This window comes from Sessilibacter sp. MAH3, from assembly GCF_054658275.1.
Genome location: NZ_BAAGIE010000011.1, coordinates 66,074 through 85,271 on the forward strand (window position 1 = coordinate 66,074; position 19,198 = coordinate 85,271).

16 protein-coding genes are annotated in these 19,198 nt (G+C 44.2%); 7 read left to right on the forward strand and 9 right to left on the reverse strand.

What is annotated here, in order from left to right:
* Positions 1-860: 860 nt before the first annotated feature.
* The 5 genes from parE to ACYQ2C_RS08775 all read right to left on the reverse strand — a co-directional run bounded on the left by parE (position 861) and on the right by ACYQ2C_RS08775 (position 5,995).
* The gene (gene parE / locus ACYQ2C_RS08755) at positions 861-2,744 is read right to left on the reverse strand and encodes a DNA topoisomerase IV subunit B (RefSeq protein ID WP_460052252.1); all 1,884 of its coding nucleotides are present in this window, start codon (positions 2,742-2,744) and stop codon (positions 861-863) included.
* Between the two features lie 79 nt (positions 2,745-2,823).
* Positions 2,824-3,417 carry a YqiA/YcfP family alpha/beta fold hydrolase gene (locus ACYQ2C_RS08760; protein WP_460101668.1) on the reverse strand — a complete coding sequence of 198 codons (594 nt, stop codon included), beginning with the start codon at positions 3,415-3,417 and terminating at the stop codon, positions 2,824-2,826.
* A gap of 105 nt (positions 3,418-3,522) precedes the next feature.
* Positions 3,523-4,308, reverse strand: coding sequence for a 3',5'-cyclic-AMP phosphodiesterase (cpdA, locus tag ACYQ2C_RS08765; RefSeq protein WP_460101670.1), 786 nt, complete (start codon positions 4,306-4,308; stop codon positions 3,523-3,525).
* Between the two features lie 250 nt (positions 4,309-4,558).
* Positions 4,559-5,020, reverse strand: coding sequence for a DUF1249 domain-containing protein (locus ACYQ2C_RS08770; RefSeq protein WP_460052257.1), 462 nt, complete (start codon positions 5,018-5,020; stop codon positions 4,559-4,561).
* A gap of 348 nt (positions 5,021-5,368) precedes the next feature.
* Positions 5,369-5,995 (reverse strand): NUDIX domain-containing protein, encoded by a 627-nt coding sequence (locus ACYQ2C_RS08775; RefSeq protein ID WP_460052258.1) that lies wholly within the window; start codon positions 5,993-5,995, stop codon positions 5,369-5,371.
* A gap of 503 nt (positions 5,996-6,498) precedes the next feature.
* Here ACYQ2C_RS08775 and ACYQ2C_RS08780 point away from each other — a divergent pair.
* The 4 genes from ACYQ2C_RS08780 (at position 6,499) to ACYQ2C_RS08795 (ending at position 11,858) form a co-directional block, all read left to right on the forward strand.
* The gene (locus ACYQ2C_RS08780; RefSeq protein ID WP_460052259.1) at positions 6,499-7,839 is read left to right on the forward strand and encodes a TolC family outer membrane protein; all 1,341 of its coding nucleotides are present in this window, start codon (positions 6,499-6,501) and stop codon (positions 7,837-7,839) included.
* 420 nt (positions 7,840-8,259) lie between these two features.
* Positions 8,260-8,727, forward strand: a complete 468-nt coding sequence (locus tag ACYQ2C_RS08785; protein WP_460052260.1) for a 2TM domain-containing protein — start codon at positions 8,260-8,262, stop codon at positions 8,725-8,727.
* Positions 8,728-8,976: 249 nt separating this feature from the next.
* On the forward strand, positions 8,977-10,413 hold the full coding sequence (locus ACYQ2C_RS08790) for a rhomboid family intramembrane serine protease (RefSeq protein ID WP_460101674.1): 1,437 nt from the start codon (positions 8,977-8,979) through the stop codon (positions 10,411-10,413).
* Between the two features lie 41 nt (positions 10,414-10,454).
* Positions 10,455-11,858 carry a hypothetical protein gene (locus ACYQ2C_RS08795; protein ID WP_460052263.1) on the forward strand — a complete coding sequence of 468 codons (1,404 nt, stop codon included), beginning with the start codon at positions 10,455-10,457 and terminating at the stop codon, positions 11,856-11,858.
* Positions 11,859-11,936: 78 nt separating this feature from the next.
* On the opposite strand, the gene ACYQ2C_RS08800 is transcribed toward ACYQ2C_RS08795, so the two are convergent.
* On the reverse strand, positions 11,937-12,557 hold the full coding sequence (locus ACYQ2C_RS08800) for a LysE/ArgO family amino acid transporter (RefSeq protein WP_460101677.1): 621 nt from the start codon (positions 12,555-12,557) through the stop codon (positions 11,937-11,939).
* A gap of 139 nt (positions 12,558-12,696) precedes the next feature.
* Between ACYQ2C_RS08800 and ACYQ2C_RS08805 the strand changes: the two genes are divergently transcribed.
* Genes ACYQ2C_RS08805 through ACYQ2C_RS08815 form a run of 3 tightly spaced genes read left to right on the forward strand, consistent with a single transcriptional unit; the run spans position 12,697 to position 14,801 of the window.
* Positions 12,697-13,572: a LysR family transcriptional regulator ArgP gene (locus ACYQ2C_RS08805; RefSeq protein ID WP_460052267.1), complete on the forward strand. Its 876-nt coding sequence runs from the start codon at positions 12,697-12,699 to the stop codon at positions 13,570-13,572.
* 9 nt (positions 13,573-13,581) lie between these two features.
* The gene (locus ACYQ2C_RS08810; RefSeq protein WP_460101680.1) at positions 13,582-14,049 is read left to right on the forward strand and encodes a GNAT family N-acetyltransferase; all 468 of its coding nucleotides are present in this window, start codon (positions 13,582-13,584) and stop codon (positions 14,047-14,049) included.
* 17 nt (positions 14,050-14,066) lie between these two features.
* The gene (locus tag ACYQ2C_RS08815; RefSeq protein ID WP_460101682.1) at positions 14,067-14,801 is read left to right on the forward strand and encodes a sulfotransferase; all 735 of its coding nucleotides are present in this window, start codon (positions 14,067-14,069) and stop codon (positions 14,799-14,801) included.
* Here the strand turns inward: ACYQ2C_RS08815 and waaA are convergent.
* From waaA to waaC, 3 genes are all read right to left on the reverse strand, one after another.
* A complete protein-coding gene (gene waaA / locus ACYQ2C_RS08820; protein ID WP_460101684.1) occupies positions 14,787-16,070 on the reverse strand; it encodes a lipid IV(A) 3-deoxy-D-manno-octulosonic acid transferase in 1,284 nt (427 codons plus the stop codon). The genes ACYQ2C_RS08815 and waaA overlap by 15 nt on opposite strands.
* Before the next feature lie 131 nt (positions 16,071-16,201).
* Entirely contained in the window at positions 16,202-17,947 is a 1,746-nt protein-coding gene (gene msbA, locus ACYQ2C_RS08825) for a lipid A export permease/ATP-binding protein MsbA (RefSeq protein WP_460101686.1), read from the reverse strand.
* A gap of 22 nt (positions 17,948-17,969) precedes the next feature.
* Positions 17,970-18,977 carry a lipopolysaccharide heptosyltransferase I gene (gene waaC, locus ACYQ2C_RS08830; RefSeq protein WP_460101688.1) on the reverse strand — a complete coding sequence of 336 codons (1,008 nt, stop codon included), beginning with the start codon at positions 18,975-18,977 and terminating at the stop codon, positions 17,970-17,972.
* Positions 18,978-19,198: the final 221 nt, after the last annotated feature.

A 19,198-nucleotide genomic window follows, 5' to 3' on the forward strand; every position in this document is an offset into this window, starting at 1 on the left:
AATTCTATCCAATTACGATGTTAATTGAGATTCTAGAAGAAAAACTCAGATATTTGCGCCAATTAGACAAGTCGCTGATTACGTCACAAATCCGGATTCTTATCAATTACCCATACGTAGAAAAAGAACATACAAAGGTGTTAGCTAACGCGAGTTTCGTAAATTTTGATGTCAGAAAATAGTTTGTTTTATTTCTAACAGTTTTAAGAAATCCTTGAAAAGCTGTCAACTTGGCCGCCGGACACCTGAGCCTCATGATTCGTGGGGATACAAGGGGCTTATTGAGCTTTGTTAACATTTTTTAAATGTACTTTGCGTTGCGATTGGTAATTGCGATGCAATCAGATAAGACCCTTAGCATTAATGCAAAGTATTTTTAGCTTCAAAAGTTTTTACAAAATCTTTGAGCTTTTTAAAAGTGTTGCAAACGCAAGAAACTGCTTATTTTTATCGAATCAAATAAACACATTAAATGCATGTTATTTTTTTAATAAAAGCATCTGTGTTATTTGTTATTAATTTCAGGCTTATATTGACGTAACACTAGAAAGCAGTAACTAGAGAATAATTTACGAACCTAAAATAACTTAAATTATTGCTTGCTAAAAGATATATACGGTTTTTACGAATAACATCAAGTTCCACTAATAAGCTTGGAAAACGCCAACAAAAAGAGTTCTCTACCTATTATGGTTTTAGATAACGTTTTTGTATCTCATTGGTTTTTGTATCTCATTGATATTGATTAAGACTTTCCAATTGTTAAGTTTAAAAATCTATCACATCAACCGCTAGAAAAAAGCCCCAACAAATTTGCTGAGGCTTGTCTTATAAAATTCAAAGATATTATTTATTAGCGATTAAACCTCTGCCAAATCTCCTTTTAACTCTAACCACACTTTGCGATCGCCGGAGCGTTTTTTGGCGAGCAGCATGTCCATGGTGCCGAAGGTTTGTTCTTCGTCGTCGATGTTGAGTCGTACAAGTTTGCGGGTGTCTGGCGCCATGGTGGTTTCACGCAGTTGCATGGGGTTCATTTCACCAAGGCCTTTGAAACGTTGTACGTTGGGTGTGCCACGTTTTTTCTCGGCTTTTAGTCGCTCTAAGATGCCGTTTTTCTCTTGTTCGTCGAGAGCGTAATAGACTTCTTGGCCTAGGTCTATTCGATACAGTGGTGGCATGGCAATGAAGATGTGGCCAGCTTCTACCAAAGGTTTGAAGTGTTTGACGAACAATGCACATAACAGTGTGGCGATATGCAATCCATCGGAGTCGGCATCGGCCAGTACGCAGACCTTGTGATAGCGCAGACTTTCTATATTGTCGCTACCGGGATCAACGCCCAGCGCTACGGAAATATCGTGTACTTCTTGACTGGCAAGAATATCGGCACTATCAACTTCCCAGGTATTTAAGATTTTACCGCGCAACGGCATGATGGCTTGGAATTCGCGATCGCGCGCCTGTTTGGCAGAACCACCCGCCGAATCACCTTCCACCAAGAACAGCTCGCCGCGAACCGGATCGTCACTGGAGCAGTCGGCCAGTTTGCCGGGTAAAGCGGGGCCTTGGGTGATTTTTTTACGGGCAATCTTTTTGCTGGAACGCACTCGACGCTGGGCATTGCTGATGCAGTAATCGGCAAGCTTTTCACCTTCTCCGGTGTGCTGGTTCAACCATAGGCTGAACGCATCTTTGGATATACCCGAAACGAAAGCTGCCGCCTCACGGGAGGAGAGCTTTTCTTTGGTTTGGCCAGAGAACTGCGGATCGGCCATTTTCGAACTCAGAACAAAACAGCAGTTAGTCCAGATGTCGTCGGGCGTTAGTTTAATACCGCGCGGGAGCAGGTTTCTAAACTCGCAAAATTCACGCAAAGCTTCTAATAAACCGGTACGCAGGCCATTAACATGGGTGCCGCCTTGGGAGGTGGGAATTAAATTTACGTAGCTTTCTTGAATAAGTTCGCCACCTTCAACCAACCACTGCACGGCCCAATCGGCGCCTTCGGTTTCACCGGTGAATGACCCGACAAAAGGCACTTCCGGCAGGCTTGTCCAGCCTGAAGTTGCTGCTAACAGATAATCTTTAAGTCCGTCTTCGAAATACCACTCGTCGATTTCATCGGTTTGCTGGTTATTAAAAACCACCTTTAAACCGGGACATAAAACCGCTTTTGCGCGCAACACGTGGCGCATGCGTGAAATCGAGAACTTGAAGGTATCGAAGTATTTAGGATCGGGTAAAAAGCGCACGCTGGTGCCGGTATCTTTTTTAGCGCAGGTGCCAATAACTTCTAGATCGCTGGCTTTGTCACCACCCATAAAGCCGATGCGGTGTATTTGTCCATCTCGACGAATGGTTACTTCAAGAATCTTCGACAGCGCGTTTACAACACTCACCCCCACCCCGTGCAAGCCACCGGAGAACTGGTAGTTGTTGTTGTTAAACTTACCGCCAGCGTGGAGGGTAGACAAAATCACTTCAACACCCGGTTTACCTTGCTCGGGATGGATATCCACAGGCATACCGCGACCATTATCGGTAACGGTCATGGAGTGATCTTTATGCAAAGTAACGATGATTTCATTGGCGTGACCGGCCAAGGCTTCATCCACGGAGTTGTCGATAACCTCTTGTGCCAAATGGTTTGGCCGTGTGGTTTCTGTATACATGCCGGGGCGCTTTCGCACCGGATCCAGTCCCGTTAGGACTTCGATATCTTGAGAGGTATATTTAGACATGAAAGCGTTCAAATAATAGTGGCGATAGTTCTAGCGTAACCGTTTCTTGGAAAAATGTATTCCCTCAAAAATCAATCAGTTAGCCCTTTTGGAAGAATTCACGATAAAAGCTAACGGTTGCGGGTAGATGCCGTTCGAAGTGTTCAAAACCATGATTCCCACCCTCTTCAACTAATTGACGAGCACCGGCGTATTTGGCCACAGCCAAGCGATAATCAAGGGTTTCATCGCCAGTTTGCACCATCAACCAATAGTTTTCTGGCTTGGTCATGGGAGCAGATCCGATTTCGGCCAACTCATCAACATGTTGCTGACTTAAATGGTAACTCCGCTCGGAGTGGTAATTTTGCACGGTTTGACCTACATATCGCGGGAGTAACTTATGCGGTTCACAGGCAGGATTAATCAAAACCGCTGGCAAGTCGTAGCGCTCGGCTAGATAAGTAGACCAGAAACCACCCAGTGAACTTCCCATTAAATAGACGCGCCCGACCAAACCTTCAACGATTTGCGTCAAAGTATCTCTAACGTCAAAAGGATATGGGCTTAGCTCTGGGGCAACAAAGCGTATCTCGGGATGACATTCAGCAAGCCATTCTTTGGTTTTTTGCGCTTTGTAAGACTGCGGCGAGCTTAAAAATCCGTGAATGTATAAGAGAGTTTCATCAGACATGGTTGGTGTATTCCAATTAATGCTTCAGGAATACTAATCGATGAACTTAGTGATGCCAAATCCGCAGCCTAAGCGGTTTGCGGATTTGAGAGATATGACCGGAGACTAATAGCCGTGAGAACTGTAATCAACCTTGTAGTCCCTCTCGGACACTCGATTAACTTCCGTCGTGATTTGACCATCGGCGTGTAATTCAAACATTCGATAACCGGGCATCTCAGTATCTAATGTGAAGTCATCACAATTGGGTTTGAACTGAATACACGTTGATGGACTGGCAAACAAATGCACACCATTACGCTCGGTATGAAAATCTTGGTGAACATGTCCCCAAGCAACGCCGCGAACATTTTTGTGCTTGTCGATGATGCTAAAAAACCGATCGGCACTGCGAACAATGTACTGATCAATCCAAGCACTACCAACACGCACCGGCTGGTGATGCAAAAACACCATAACGTGGTGATTAGGGTGACGCGCCAACGTTTTGTCTAAGAACGTTAACTCAGTATCGGCAAGATCACCGTACTCGTATCCGGGTACTCGTGAATTGAGCAATATGAATATCCACGAATCGTTAACCAACACCGGATTCATTACCGCAGGCCCCATCACTCGGGCCATGACTTCGTGGTCATCATGGTTACCAGGCAAGCACGCATAGCGAGAGAACCCAAACTCAGCGATGGTATCGGCGAAGCGACGGTATGATTCTGGGCTACCGTCGTTAGAAATATCGCCAGATGCAATCAATAAGTCGTGAGCAGACAGATCTGCTAACACATCCCGTAGGCTTTGGTCGGCGTCAACGCCAAGCAGCTTATCGCCGTAGCTGCGACCCAAATGAGGATCGGTAACTTGAGCGATACGAATCGGTTTTGATGTGTGCATATACAAGGTCTGCCCCCGTTTTGCGGAGTTTAAAGCTTTGCGTAGTAGCCCTGAAAATATTGATATCAAGGTTCCAACTCCGTTGGTCTGAACAGTCAGAGCTATTTAGTTCGGAGTATACAAAAATAGATTGGTGATCAGAAACTATACGGGTTGAATTCGAGAATCTTTTGTCTGATTTTATGCTCCAGTACACAAATTGGAGCGTCAAAGCGTCGAAATCTTGTAAAATCTACCTATTTTCAAGCCGTCAACTGACATTCTGAGTGTCAACTCGACCACACGATAAGCAGTGCGCAAGCCATTCACCTAAGAATTTGTTGAGCTGTGCCTTCTCATCTACGTGGTACATGTTTTTGTTGGGATAATGATATCGAGCACGTGTGTTCCAATGCTCATCCCAAGAAACCACCTCAGCCATTTTCGCATCGTGATACATACGCACACGCAAAACACAGTTGGGCGACCAGCCATGACTAGGCTCGCTCTGTTTAAATTCAATGGTCGAGGTATACGGCGCCTGCTCAAGAACCTTTAGAGAAACCTGTTCGCGATTGTGATGGTGACGACCATCAAGCACATAATCTCTAGACTCTTTTGGCTCCATGGTTGGTAGCAGTTTAAGTAGGCGATGATAATTGGCATCACACTCAGCCTGCTGAGCGCGCAAGTCGACGACATACTGACGGCGTTCTTTAAGTACTGAGTTCATAATCTCCAACAACTCTTTTGTACGGTAAGTTTTGTACGGTAAATGATTGCCCTAAACGGCCAATTTCTAGTTCAGGAAACGCTGATTAACCTAGAGTTTCTCGCGACACAAGGATGTGTCGCCAATTTCAAGAACGGTAAGTGATTGAAATTGTGAAGAAATTGGAAATCGCATTGTCAATTTCTGTTCTCTGATTAAATCATGGATGAGTTAATCAGAGGTTCCTTCAGTTTAGAATCCGTCAGCCAAATTAACGAATTTCCAAAGACATGGCTAGGCGCAATGAATACGCCAACTTTTCGGATTTGGAGACTTGCTTTGCTTCTCCCGATAATCCCAAAAGAAGAGTTAGTCTCGATGCGCCTCGATAAGTCGCGCTCGGTTTAGCGCTAGCCACTGCAAAGCTATAACGGTTGCAGCGTTATTGAACCGATCCGTAAAGATTCGATTTAGCACAGTTTCCGCAGATTCAACGTGCACACGAATGTCTTCGTTTTCGTCATCCAAACCATGAACACCGCCAATCTTGCTAAGATCTCCCAGCGCGCAATACAGCCAAACGCGCTCGTCACAACCTCCAGGTGTTGATAGATAAGAACCTATTTCGATAATTTCTGCGGGATAAAAGTCGGCCTCTTCGACAAGCTCTCTCTCAATGGTCGAGCGGCCGGTTTCGCCTTTGTCGATCATTCCTGCTACAACCTCCAAGCACCATGGATTTTGTCCGGCGGCCATAGCGCCTACCCGAAACTGCTCAACATAGCCGATTTGATCGGCTTTTGGATCGTACAAAATAGCCGCAGCCGCATCGCCGCGCACAAATAGCTCCCGAGAAAAATTTTTGCTCCAGCCGCCGTTAAATAATCGATGCTTAAGTGTGTACTTGAGCATCTTAAAGAAGCCTTGATAAGCAACCTGCGTATTTTCAAGCGTAACGTCTTGGTCTGTGAATGATGACTTATTGCTTGTATCCATAAAGTTTTCCTAAATCAGTGCGTTAATGCCCTGCACACAACAATTCTTAATGGTTCGCAGCACTTACTTACGCAGCGACCATAATCTTTGGGCTTTTGTTAAATATATTTGCAGGATTGTGCAAGACAAACGATAGAGAAGCGATAAAATTACAGGAGAATGAGAATGGATCCACCAACAATGCACATCATTTAAGACTGAGTGTTTTCATTGACATTTGAAACCGTAATTTAAGCACCCATATAAACAGACTATTGCATTTATCGTTGATTGAAGTGAAACCATTTTCGTTCCGTTTACGTCAAAGGTCACAACTCGACGACTCTCGACACCTATATCGTCTTAGGGTTAACGTCCACAAACCACTCTCGAACTGTGTTGGTGAATCGCGTCGAACCATCAATCATCTGAATGTTGCACGCTTCATAATGCAAACTCGCTCCAATTCTCAAGCCTTTTGGTAAATCCAAAAGGTATTTTATGGAATCAAAGGCTTCATACGCATGGTAAAAAAACCACTTCAGTATCTGTTATCTTTCTCGTTACTGGCCGCTCCATTGACCAGCTTCGCCATCGATTTAAAAGGCGTTTACCAGCTCGCGTTGGAAAATGAACACCAATTAAAAGCCGACGAAGCCGCCTACCGAGCCGGAATTCAGGCAAAAATCATCAACCGAACCGGGATTGTGCCAAACATTGGCGCGTCGGCAGAATATTCCGACATTAATATTGAAACCGGATTCAGTAACTTTAATACCGCATCGCGTTCAGTGAATTACTCCATCTCACTGACCCAAGCATTGTTCGACCTAAACGCTTGGTACACCTACAAACAAGGTTTACGTTTAACTGATCAGGCAGAAGCGCAATTTGCTGCCGATGAGCAAGCGTTTATTCTTCGTGTGGCCAACGCTTACTTTGATGTCTTGCGTGCCGCAGACGTGTTGGAGAACTCCATTGCGCTTGAAAAAGCACTTAAAAGCCAGTTGGAGCAAACTCAGCAGCGTTTTGAAGTGGGCCTAACGGCCATTACCGATGTGCATAACGCTCAGGCTGATTACGACAGTGCTCGCGCACAAACCCTAGGTAACCGCAACACTCTGGGCAGCGCCTACGACACACTCGAAGTGATTACCGGTGCTTTGCAAAACTCGGTATCGTCGTTGTCGGACAACTTCCCGGTCACCGAACCTGTACCAAACACTCGCCAAGAGTGGGTCGATTTTGCTCTGCAAAACAACAACTCGTTGAAAGCTGCAAAACTTGCCGCCGAAGCAGCAAGACAAAGCTCCAAAGCAGCAGCCAGTGCTATTTTACCAACCGTTGATGCAACGCTATTGGCGTCACAGGATCACAACTTTGACGGCGACCCAGATATCGATCGCGATGGTTTTACTGTATCGGTGACCCTGCCAATCACCAATGGCGGTGGTTTGAATGCGCAAAAACGCCAAGCGCACGCCCAATATACGCAAACTCAAGAATCGTATTTGCAAACCAAGCGTGAAGTTATCCAATCGGCACGTTCACAGCACTTGGGTGTGTTAACCGATGTCGCGACTGTTTCAGCCCGTAAACAAGCCATCATCTCTAGTGAGAGCTCTTTGGAGGCAACACAAGCGGGCTACGAAGTAGGTACCCGTGATTTTGTTGATGTATTGAATGCTCAACAAGGTGTGTTTGAAGCCAAGTCTAACTACTACAACGCGCTTTACGATTACATCATCGATACGCTGTCGTTGAAGCAAACTGCTGGCACCTTAACTCCGGGGGATATCTTAGAGTTAAACAACTGGCTTGATTCTGCCGATGAAAAAACCCGTGCTAATTACGGTGTAGATTAATCGTTGCTGTGCACCTATTAAATTGGTTGTCCGATCAAATTGGTTGTCCGATCAAATTGGTTGTCCTATCAAATCGATTTAATAGGTGCACATACTTCAAGCTCTTAAGATTCGCACCTTTTCAAACCTACACCCTCTCGCCGCGCAATCCGCTCTACCCTTCTCTCTCATCTCCCAACTACAAAGAACTGTTATATCGTTTGACTCCAGCTTCCAAAGCATTTTTTATGAAGGGTTGATGCCAGATTGTTGCACCATAAATGCATCACAGATTTTTAAGTGCTGAATTTGTCCACAACCAAAAAATTTTGTAAGTGCTTGATTTTTATAACATGTCATAAAGCTGTCGGGTGCCTGTCGTCACCGTCAAAGCCGTTTTAGCACTACTTTTAACGCCGTTACAGCAGATAGGAAAACGATATGATCATTCGAAAACTTCGATTGCAACGCGGCTGGTCCCAAGACCAATTGGCCCAGCTAAGTGGTTTAAGCATTCGCACGATTCAAAGAATCGAGCGTGGCGAGAAGCCCAGTTTGGAGTCTTTGAAATCCTTAGCTGCTGTTTTCGAAACCACGATCGAAAAATTACAAACGGAGCCAGACATGCAAAACGACACATCGATGACAATGGAAGAACAACTTGTAATTGATCAAGTAAGATCGATAAAAAGTTTCTATTCTCACTGCGTTACCTATGTAACCGTGATTAGCTTGTTGTTTATTATCAATTTGGCGACAAATCCTTCGCACATTTGGGCTTGGTGGCCGGCGATGGGCTGGGGAATTGGCATTATCAGTCACGGATTGAGCGCTTTTGAAATCACCAACCTGTTTGGTGCTAACTGGGAAAAACGTCAGATCGAAAAGCGCCTTGGCAGAAAGCTGTAAAAATAACACGTCATAAATAGACCAGTGTTTTATCCGCAAAACCAATAAAAATCTCTTCATATTCTTCTTTACTCGGGTTTATAACCAAAACCCGGGTAAAGAATGACATTTCTTGATGCAAACTCTTCTAAAATAGGATCAGCATCGTCAAAATAGTGTGACGTCAATGTCATCTGAGAAAAGCACTGATGTAGACGCACTTCTAAAGCGTCCTAAACATTAATCCTACAACTGCCAAATTGCGAAACTATGGTCGTCTTACCTACAGAAAAGCGAATTGATTGGACCCGCCCACCGGTTGCGGTGTTTGCGTTAATTCTAATCAATATTTTGGTGTTCCTTGTTTATCAAAGTGGTGACGACAAGAAGTTCGAACATGCAGTTGGGGAATATCAAAGCCGCGGCCTTAATGAACTCGAATTAGCGCCCTACGAAAATTTTTGGGAGAAGACCTACGGCGAAAAAACAGGACTGACCTTCGCCGAATACAAACGTGAAAATCCTAACGATGTGCTCGGCGATATGGTGTTCAACGAGAAATTCGCCGAATTTGTTGCCGAGACCGACTCCTTTTACAAAAGTGATCCCGATTTATTAAACCGCTGGCGTACCGACCGCGAAAAAGTCCAAGCGATTGTGAACACCGTTAGTCATCGCGCTTATGGTTTAAGTCCCAAAGAATTCAGCATTGTCACCCTAATCACCCACCAATTTTTACACGGCGATACTTGGCATCTATTGGGTAACATGGTGTTTTTGTTGATTTGCGGCTTCGCCGTTGAGGCTGCACTGGGATTAACTCGCTTTGTCATTTATTACCTAATTGGTGGTATGGGCGGCGGCCTCATGTACTGTATTTTTCCGTCGAGCTTTGACGGCAGTACGCATCTAGTCGGTGCAAGTGGCGCCATTTCAGCGGTTATGGCGATGTACGTAACCCTGTTTCAGTTGAAGAAAATCGAGTTCTTTTATTGGGCTTTTGTGTTCGTTGGTTACTTTAGAGCACCGGCTCTGTGGCTTTTACCGTTTTATATTGTCAGCGAATTAATGCGGCTTATTTTTGATGACAACTCGCCTGTCGCCTACAGCGCTCACGTCGGTGGTTTTTTAGCCGGTGGAGCACTGATTTTCTATACGCTCTATACCAACAGCCGCGCCATCGACCAAGATTATTTACAACAAAATCAACAGGTTGATACTTTTTTAGAAGATCAGGACAAGGTATATCGCGCAATTGCCTCCTACGACTTTACTCGTGCACTAAAACTGGTGGATGAAATGATCGCAACCCACGGTGAGCAAACACCGTTATTGCAGATCAAACTTAATTTATTCAAAGCCGTGGGCGGAGAAAACCAGAGAGAATTTTTGATCGAGTGCTTGAATCAACACAATAAGCTCGAAGGACTGGCTACCGCTTGGTCTAACTACTGGCGAAGCCTAGGGGAGACCGAGCAATTCGAGTTTGCCAATGAAACCCAAGCGCAAATCGCATTAAAACTCTTGGATAATAAAGAAGGCTTGGCCAGCGAAAAAATTCTGAAAAACCTTTTAGAAAATAACTTCGTGGGTGCCGCCTGCGCCAAACTAGCGCGCCGGTTATCGCATTTTTATGAACGTGAAGGTTACATCGACAAAAAACTTCACTATGATCAGTTGGCCGATGAACTTACCGCCAAACTATAAATTAAGGGATTTACGAGGTTAAACCTCGATCGTCGCCATTCATGAGCCACTGCAAATATCATCCACTGGTCTCGGCCAGTTACTACTGCCGCCACTGTAAGCGTTTTACCTGCGATAACTGTAGCGACGAGAATGTGGCATCTGAAAACGATGAAGCCAAGCGCTGTTTTATTTGTCGCCAGCCACTCAGTTTTTTAGGTGCTGCCTACAGTGTTGAGCCCTTTTGGCGCCGTCTGAATAAAATCTACCGCTACGGATTCAAACCTCAAGCACTTCAGCTCATTGCACTGACAACCGTATTGACGCTAGTCGCCCAGTTCATTGGTATTTTCTGGGTGTATATCTTGCCACTGGCAATTTCGCTGCGCTACTCATTCGATTGTTTAGAAAAAACCGCCGAGGGCGTGATGGAACCGCCCCAGGTTGTCGATAGTTTACAGGGTGGCTTAAAGCTGCTGATTCAACTTATCGGCATCATGATCTTGGCGTTTGCGTTACTGCATTTTACCAGCGCATTTTTAGGCGCAGAGCTCGCCATTGTGATGGTGCTGCTCGAACTATTCTTGCTGCCCGCCGTATTTATTTTACTGGCCATCGAAGGTTCACTGCCGGAAGCGGTGAACCCGAGCAACATCAGTCGGCTTATCAAGGCCACCGGCGCATCCTATGTAATCATGTTAATTTTTATCGCCATTATGATGTCGTCGGTGGTGGTACTTGATGGATTAATTGGTGCGGGTCACTCCAACATTCAAATCATTGCCAACAGCATGATCTCTGGTTACTACCAAATCATCACCTTTCACATGATGGGTTATTTGGTTTTCCAAAAACAAGATGCCTTAGGATTTTACGCCGCAGATTCCAGCGTTATTCGCGAGCCACGCCAGGAGTTAGACGTACGTCTGGCACACATTGAGGTGTTGGTAAAAGAAGGTCTTTATCAAGACGCGTTAGAGATTTACAAAGAAATTCTGCCCAAAAACTACAACAATTTAAGTCTTTGGGAAAAATGCTTTCGATTGATGTGTGCGGTAAACGATAAAGACGGATTGGTTCGATATGCCGACGCTTATCTACCCAGAATTATGTCGCGCAATGAAGAATTCGCGACCACAAGCACCTACAGAACCATCATTAATGTGGCGCCTGATTACATGCCACAAAAACCCGATATTTGTATTCAACTGGCTCGGGACCTACTAAACCAAGGCGATCCTAAGGCGGCAATTAAGCTACTCAACAACTTCCACAAACGCTTTAACGATAAGTCGTTGGTCTTTTCTGCTTACTCATTATTAGTCACCGCGCTTGAAAAGGTGCCTAATCTTGCTGCCAAAGCCGACAACTACCGTAAGTTTTTAGCCAAACTTGAAGCGGACATGTCTGCCGAGCGGGAGCAAGAACTCAAAGACAACCCGCTGGCAAAATTTATGTCTCGCTAGATCAACCTAACTGTTACTTTTCTGGCAGTTATTTTTCTAGCCAGCACATTTCTGTTGAGTACTTTTACCGTTTAGCACTTACGCGCTAATGGCCGCGTATAACAAACTAGAAGCAATCGCCCACATGGTCACACCAACAATACCGTGCAACACCTTCCAAGCCTTGGCATTGGCAAACACGGGCTGCAAAATTTTACCGAGCAAACATAGGCTAATAAACCAAGAGATAGAACCCAAGGAAGCGCCTAGGGCAAACAACCACTGGTGATTTTCTGGTAACGCAGCACCCACCGAGCCAATCAAAATAACGGTATCAAGATAGACGTGTGGATTTAACAAACTCACCGCTAAGGTGGTGAGAATGATGGTTCTACGCGCGGTAACGACCTGATCATCGGCCACCAAACTCTGCTCGACGCGCATTTCCATAAACGATCGCGCACCGTACCAAAACAGAAAGGCAGCGCCACCTAATTTAAAAAACATCATCAAACCGGGCGCGTTTTCGATAACTAGGCCCAAACCGAACACACCGGCGCTGATCAACATGATATCAATCAGCATACAAATTCCGGCCATCAACCACTGGTGTTGATTACGAATACATTGGCTGATAAGCAGCGCGTTTTGGGCGCCAATTGCGGCGATTAAACCAAGAGTCAAAGAATAGCCTTGAACGATCGGCAACAAGCTGGTCATAGTTTTCTTCTTAAAAAATACGGGATAGAGATAAAACCAATGAGGAATTCATCGGGTACTGTGGACAAGTTCTGCTAAGTTTAAGACACTGCTTTCATCCACAAAAACTAAATATATTTATCTCAGATAAGTTTTTCTAATGCAGCTCATCAACAAACAACTGCGCGCGCTGGCCGCCGTAATCGAAAGCGGCAGCTTTGATCGCGCCGCGGAACGCCTGAATATCTCCCAGTCGGCGGTATCGCAACGCATCAAGCAGCTCGAACAGCAATCTGGGCAAACGCTACTGTTGCGCTCTAGCCCGCCCGTGCCGACCGAGCTGGGCAAGCGCCTTATGAGCTTTTACCGCCAAGCCGAACTGCTTGAATCTGAAATGTTCGGCAGCACCAATAACACCGTTCACAAACTGACTATTGCCGTAAACGCCGACAGCCTTGCCACCTGGTTTTTGAAGGCAACTGCTGAATTTATGCAGCAAAAAACCGTGTTGCTCGATCTACGTGTTGATGACCAAGACCAAACCTTGCAGCTATTGCGCACCGGCGAAGTGGTTGGCGCTGTGAGCGCCGAATCTCAAGCGGTATCTGGCTGCGATTGCTACACCTTAGGCGAAATGATTTACCACTGCGTATGCACGCCGGAATTCTATGCGCGATATTTTCCCGAAAAACCCAGCACCGAGCGTTTTAAATTAGCACCGGCCCTGCATTACGGCCCCAAAGACCAGCTGCAAGAAAAATATTTGGCGGAGCATTTTGATATTACCTTGGCGGATTACCGCTACCATCAAATTCCATCCGTTGAAAACTATTTGGATTTTATTAAACTCGGATTTGCCTGGGGAATTGTTCCCCAATTACAATGCCAAAAATACATTGATCGTGGCGAACTGATAATTTTAAATCCAGAAATTCCCATTACTGTGCCTCTTTACTGGCATACTTGGTCGGTAAAATCCGATTTATTACGCGCGTTCACCACGAAATTAATTCATTATTGCCATCAACATTTTTAAGAATTTTTTATGACCTTATCTGTATTCACTATTCGTCAGGGACAATTGCCCGACCTGCAAACACTGGTTGATTTCAACCAAGCCATGGCTTTAGAAACCGAAGGCAAAGAGCTAGACTCCAGCATTTTAACCGCCGGTGTCACCGAACTTCTTAAAAACCCTTCTCGCGGATTTTATTTAGTGGCAACACAAAATGATGTGGTTGCTGGAAGTTTAATGATTACCAAAGAGTGGAGCGATTGGCGCAATAAAGAATTTTGGTGGATTCAAAGTGTTTATGTGGCCGAACCATTTCGTCGCCAAGGCGTGTACAAACAGCTTTATGCAGCGGTAAAAGAAATTGCCGAAACCCAAGGCAATGTGTGTGGATACCGTTTATACGTAGAAAAAGAAAATACTACGGCGCAAAAAACCTATCAAAACCTGGGCATGCATGAAAGTTATTATCTGATGTACGAAGAATACCAAAACCAATAAAGCCACAGATCAATTTCATGCACAAAATTTTCATTGTTGGTCTACCGCGCACAGGTACGACCAGCATATGCCAGCTTTTTTTACAACTCAACTATTCGGTTGCACATACCGCTTACAGTCAAGCCTGTATTGAAAAAGCCCAGGTTATTGCCGATACGCCTATATTTTCAGACTTTTTTGAATTAAACGAAGTCTTTCCAAACAGTATTTGGATTTATTTACATCGCAACATTAACGACTGGCTGCCGTCCATCCTGTTGCTGCTTAAAAAAATTACTCAAAAACCCGCAAAGGATTTACATCCTTTATTACACAGATCGTTAACACGAGTTTTTGGAGATTTGTATTCGTTGGATTTTAATGAAGAAAAGCAACAACCAGCTATTTATGAACATCTACACCGATGTTATATCAATCATTACAACACCGTTAAAAATACCGCAAAAACCTTAAACAAAAATCTGTTGGAATTTCAATTAACACCAGAAACTACTCTTGCACAATTCGATAATACCGCCACCAACATTCTTTCGACCGCGTTAAAAAACTCGAATTTCACTCTTAAAAATAAGACAATAATTCTAGCAACACAAAAATCTAATTCAACGGGAAAAATAAACACCTGGAATGAATTAAAGCACGACAACAAAATAAGCTCGCATTTATCAGGCAATCAGCGTCGGCGTTATTACGATTATTCACCAACGCTTGCGTTCTTTGATGCCGACAATAAACCCTTAAATTTTCGATAAAAACGGCAATAACGCATCTTTAACTCGATCCAACGCGCCTCGATTTTTCTTGGCAAAAGTTAAGGCTGCACCACCTTTTTCTGCGCGTAAATCATCGCTTTGTAGCTCCATTAATGCCTTCAGTAATTGCCCTGAATCGTGAACAATTTCTAAGGCAGTAACTTGGTTTAATTGCGAGGAAATCACCGAAAAATTAAACAAACTCGGCCCACTCAGCAATGGCAGCGACCAGTTAGCAGGTTCTACTAAGTTATGTCCGCCATTTTCAACCAAACTGCCACCCACAAAAGCCACATCGGCCAACCCGTAAAGCAACATTAATTCGCCAAGCGTATCGCCTAAAATTACCTGTACATCCTTAAAATTTAACTCTGAATTGGCAATCCATAAACTGCGCTTTACGAATTTAAAGGGCGAGCACAATTGCGCCACAGACTCAAAACGTTCTGGATGCCTAGGGACAAGTATCAACAAGCCGTTAGGATTTTGTTTCAGAAGTTCTTGATGAACCTGAAGAACAATTTCATCTTCACCCAAATGTGTGGATGCTGCGATCCAAATAAAATCTTTACCCGCTTCACGCAATTGGTTTTTGAGCTGTAAGGCGCAGTTACGCAGGGTTTCGCTTATCGTAATATCAAATTTAATACTGCCAAGTACGTTGATTTTTGATTCAACGTCTGCCAGCTGTAAAAAATGTATTTTATCGGTTTCGTATTGAACCAGTAATTTATCAATATCCGCCAACATGGTTCGACTTAAACCACCGAGCTTCGCGTAACCTTTTGCGGATTTCTCAGATAAACGCCCATTAACCAAAAAACTGGTAATACCGCGCTTTTTGCAGTGCTTTAAAATACTCGGCCATAATTCCGTTTCCATAACCAACAGTATTTTAGGATTAAACGTATCCAAAAAAGACGTGACAAATTTTTCCAGATCGTAAGGTGCAAATACCAACCAAGCGCGATCGCCAAAGGTTGACTGCAATTGATCTCGTCCGGTAGGTGTTGAACAGGTTAGTAATAATTGAAAACGATCTAGACCGATAAGCCACTCAATAAGCGGCTGCGCGGCAATGGATTCACCCACAGAAACGCAATGCAGCCAAACAACCGGTTTATTGCTGTGATAACTCTGGGGATAAGTTCCGTAGCGTTCTGAAACATTTTGGCCGTATCCGGGGTTTAATTGTGCGCGTTTTTTTAAACGTCGCTTCACCAAAGGTAAAGCGGCTCGCCAAATTAATTGATATTGCCAATAGTTCATGAGTTCGACGGTATTCCATCAACGCTGGTAGTTAAGTAACCTCTGATTAACTTAGCCACGATTTAATCAAAGGACACGTCCTTGTATCACTGGCAACTCTGGATGATTTCGTGTTGCCGTAGGTGTCGATTTTAGTCCTGTTGCTGGTTGGAATGAAACTGAGCATAGGCACCGTTTTTTGCCAGTAATTCTTGATGAGTACCTATTTCAAGAATTTCACCCTGCCCCATAACCACAATGCGATCGGCATTTTCAATGGTCGATAAACGGTGGGCAATAACAATGGTAGTTCGGTTTTTCATTAACTCTTCAAGCGCCGCTTGAATAGCGCGTTCTGATTCGGTATCCAGTGCAGAGGTTGCTTCGTCCAAAATTAATATCGGTGCATCTTTTAACAGTGCACGAGCAATCGAAATTCGCTGACGTTGGCCACCCGAAAGGCGGGTACCATCTTCACCAATAATGGTTTTAAAACCTTCTGGAAGCTGGTCGATAAACTCTTTAGCGTGTGCGGCTTCGGCAGCGCGGATTATATCCTCTTCACTGGCTTTACTGAGTGTACCGTAGGCAATATTCTCGGCTACGCTGCAATTGAATAAGGTAACGCTTTGGCTCACCAACGCAATTTGGTTGCGTAAATTCGTTAATTTATAATCTTTTAGGTTCCGACCATCCAACAAAATCTCACCGGAGTCAGGTTCATAATAACGGCTAATTAACGCAGCCAAGGTGGTTTTACCGCTGCCCGACTGCCCAACCAAAGCGACGGTCTCGCCGGGTTTAATGGTTAAATTAATGGCATTAATGACCGGATTCGATTCGGGATTATACCGAAACAGTACATCTTTAATTTCTAGATGGCCTTTAACTCGATCAATTTCATACTGACCCTGATCAGGCTCAGAGTCGCTATCGAGAACATCAAACACACTTTCTGCCGCAGTAATGCCGCGCTGAATCATGCCGCTTACCTGAGTGAGCGCACGAATAGGACGCGCCAATAAACCCGCCATAACAATATAGGCTACGTGTTCTTCGGGAGTGCCGTTAATAAACAACACCAAAAACATAACCCCGGCGAGTGCAATCGACAAAATAAATTGCAGCACGGGCGTTTGCAGGGAGTGCACGAAATTGAATTTATTACCCTGTTGAGTATTACGATCACTGCTTTGATAAAAACGATCACGTTCGTAATCTTCGCCACCGTAGCCGCGCACTAAGCGATATCCAGAAATTGCTTCGTTGGCGACGTGAGCAAGATCACCCATACTCGATTGCATACGCTTACTGAGCTTACGGAATCGTTTACTGGCCAGAGCAACAATACCCGCCATAAAGGGCGCGATTAATAAAAAGATCAGTGTGAGCTGCCAGTTTTTATAAAATAAATAACACAGCAATGCGATTACCGTGAAACCCTCGCGAAATACGGTTTTTACCGCATTAGAAGCCGACGTGCTTACCTGATTTATGTTGTAGGTAATGATGGCAACCATTTCTGCCGAATTACGTTGATCAAAATAATGACTCGGTAAATAAAGAATTTTCGCAAACAACTCTTTGCGTAGATCATTAACAACGGCCAGTGAGACCAACGACATGGAGTAGTTTGCTAGAAAATAACTGGCGCCACGAATAAACGCTAAAACCACCACCAATAAAGGCACGAAATACAGATGACCTTCCTGTGGGTTTTGCAGTGCTTTAATAAATTCTTCAATAACGTAACCAAACGATGCTTGCGTTAGGCTGTAAATAAGAAAACCCAAAATCGATAAACCAAATTTGAGTTTATGGGATTTTATATACGCGAGAAGTCTTTTATATATGTCCCAGCTGGTTTTGTTGCCAGCCGCAGATTCTTGGTTATTCATAACGTTTCAATGTGTTGTGTTTTTATGCGGTGCTCTTTTGCATAAAAAATTCGGTGGAATAACAAATAGATGGGTATTGATCGATAAGATCGTTTATCTCTGTTTGAATTTTTGCAGGCGGATAGTCAAATCCGGGGGAGTGTATTTCAATAATTTTTAATTGATTAGCGCCTTTAGCGGCGGTGTTTAAATCCGATTTTGGTCCAAGCAGGCAAACGGTGGGAATACCTAATGCCGCTGCCAAATGACTTAAACCATTATTAACAGTCACTATGGCGCGCGCCTGCACCATTACCGCAGCAATTCCCGAAAGTGAAAGCCTTGGCATAATTTCTACCGAAGAAATTCCTTCGGCCATACTTTTAACGTAGCTGCCCGATTCGGCATCACGCCACAACAGCTTCACTCGCAAGCCTTGATCAACCAAATTTTGAATTAACTGTCTACCTAACGCGGCTGGATAACGCTGCTTGCTATCTTTACAGCCAAAACACAGAACCACACTGTTATCACAGCCTTGGCAAAAACTGTTTGCGTCCAGTGAATAAAAACAATTTGGATAAGTAATTTTGTAGTTGATACCTTCTGAAAACAGACGGCGAATTTGTTCGACTCTATGCAGATTGCATTGGGCGGGAATTTTTTGATTGTACAAAAACGAATAGGTTTTTTTCTTATCGTTTAGGCGACTAAAGCCCACACTATTAGTATTGAATGATCGACTGAACCATGCACTCAACCAATTTCCGTGTAAATCAACCACCCAATCGTAGGCGTGTTTGCGCAGCTGAATGCGCAAGCGTTTTAATTCGTTAGACGCAACCAGCGATAACATACCGATTCGCCAGTCTTTTACCGCTAATGTGAATACTCTATCGACCGCAGGATGCCAAGAAGGAACCTGAGCCCAACGCTCGTCAACGACAACATCAATTGCTATGTGGGGAAAAGCATGTTTGGCATCGCTAAACGCGGGTAGCATTTGAACAACGTCAGCCAAATTTCCGGCATTTAAAACCAGGATTCGCACAAAAACCTTCCGTACAGAAAGTAGGGTTACATCGATAATTCAAAAATTCTAAGATCTTTGACTAATGCATCCGTGATTTAATCAAAAGAGAGAAATCGGCGGTGTTGTATTCGATTTCTTCACAATTTCAACGACTTGTGGTCATTAAATTGTTCGACACCTGCTTGTGTCGGTAAAAACTCTAGGAACCTCTGATTAACTCATCCATGATTTAATCAGAG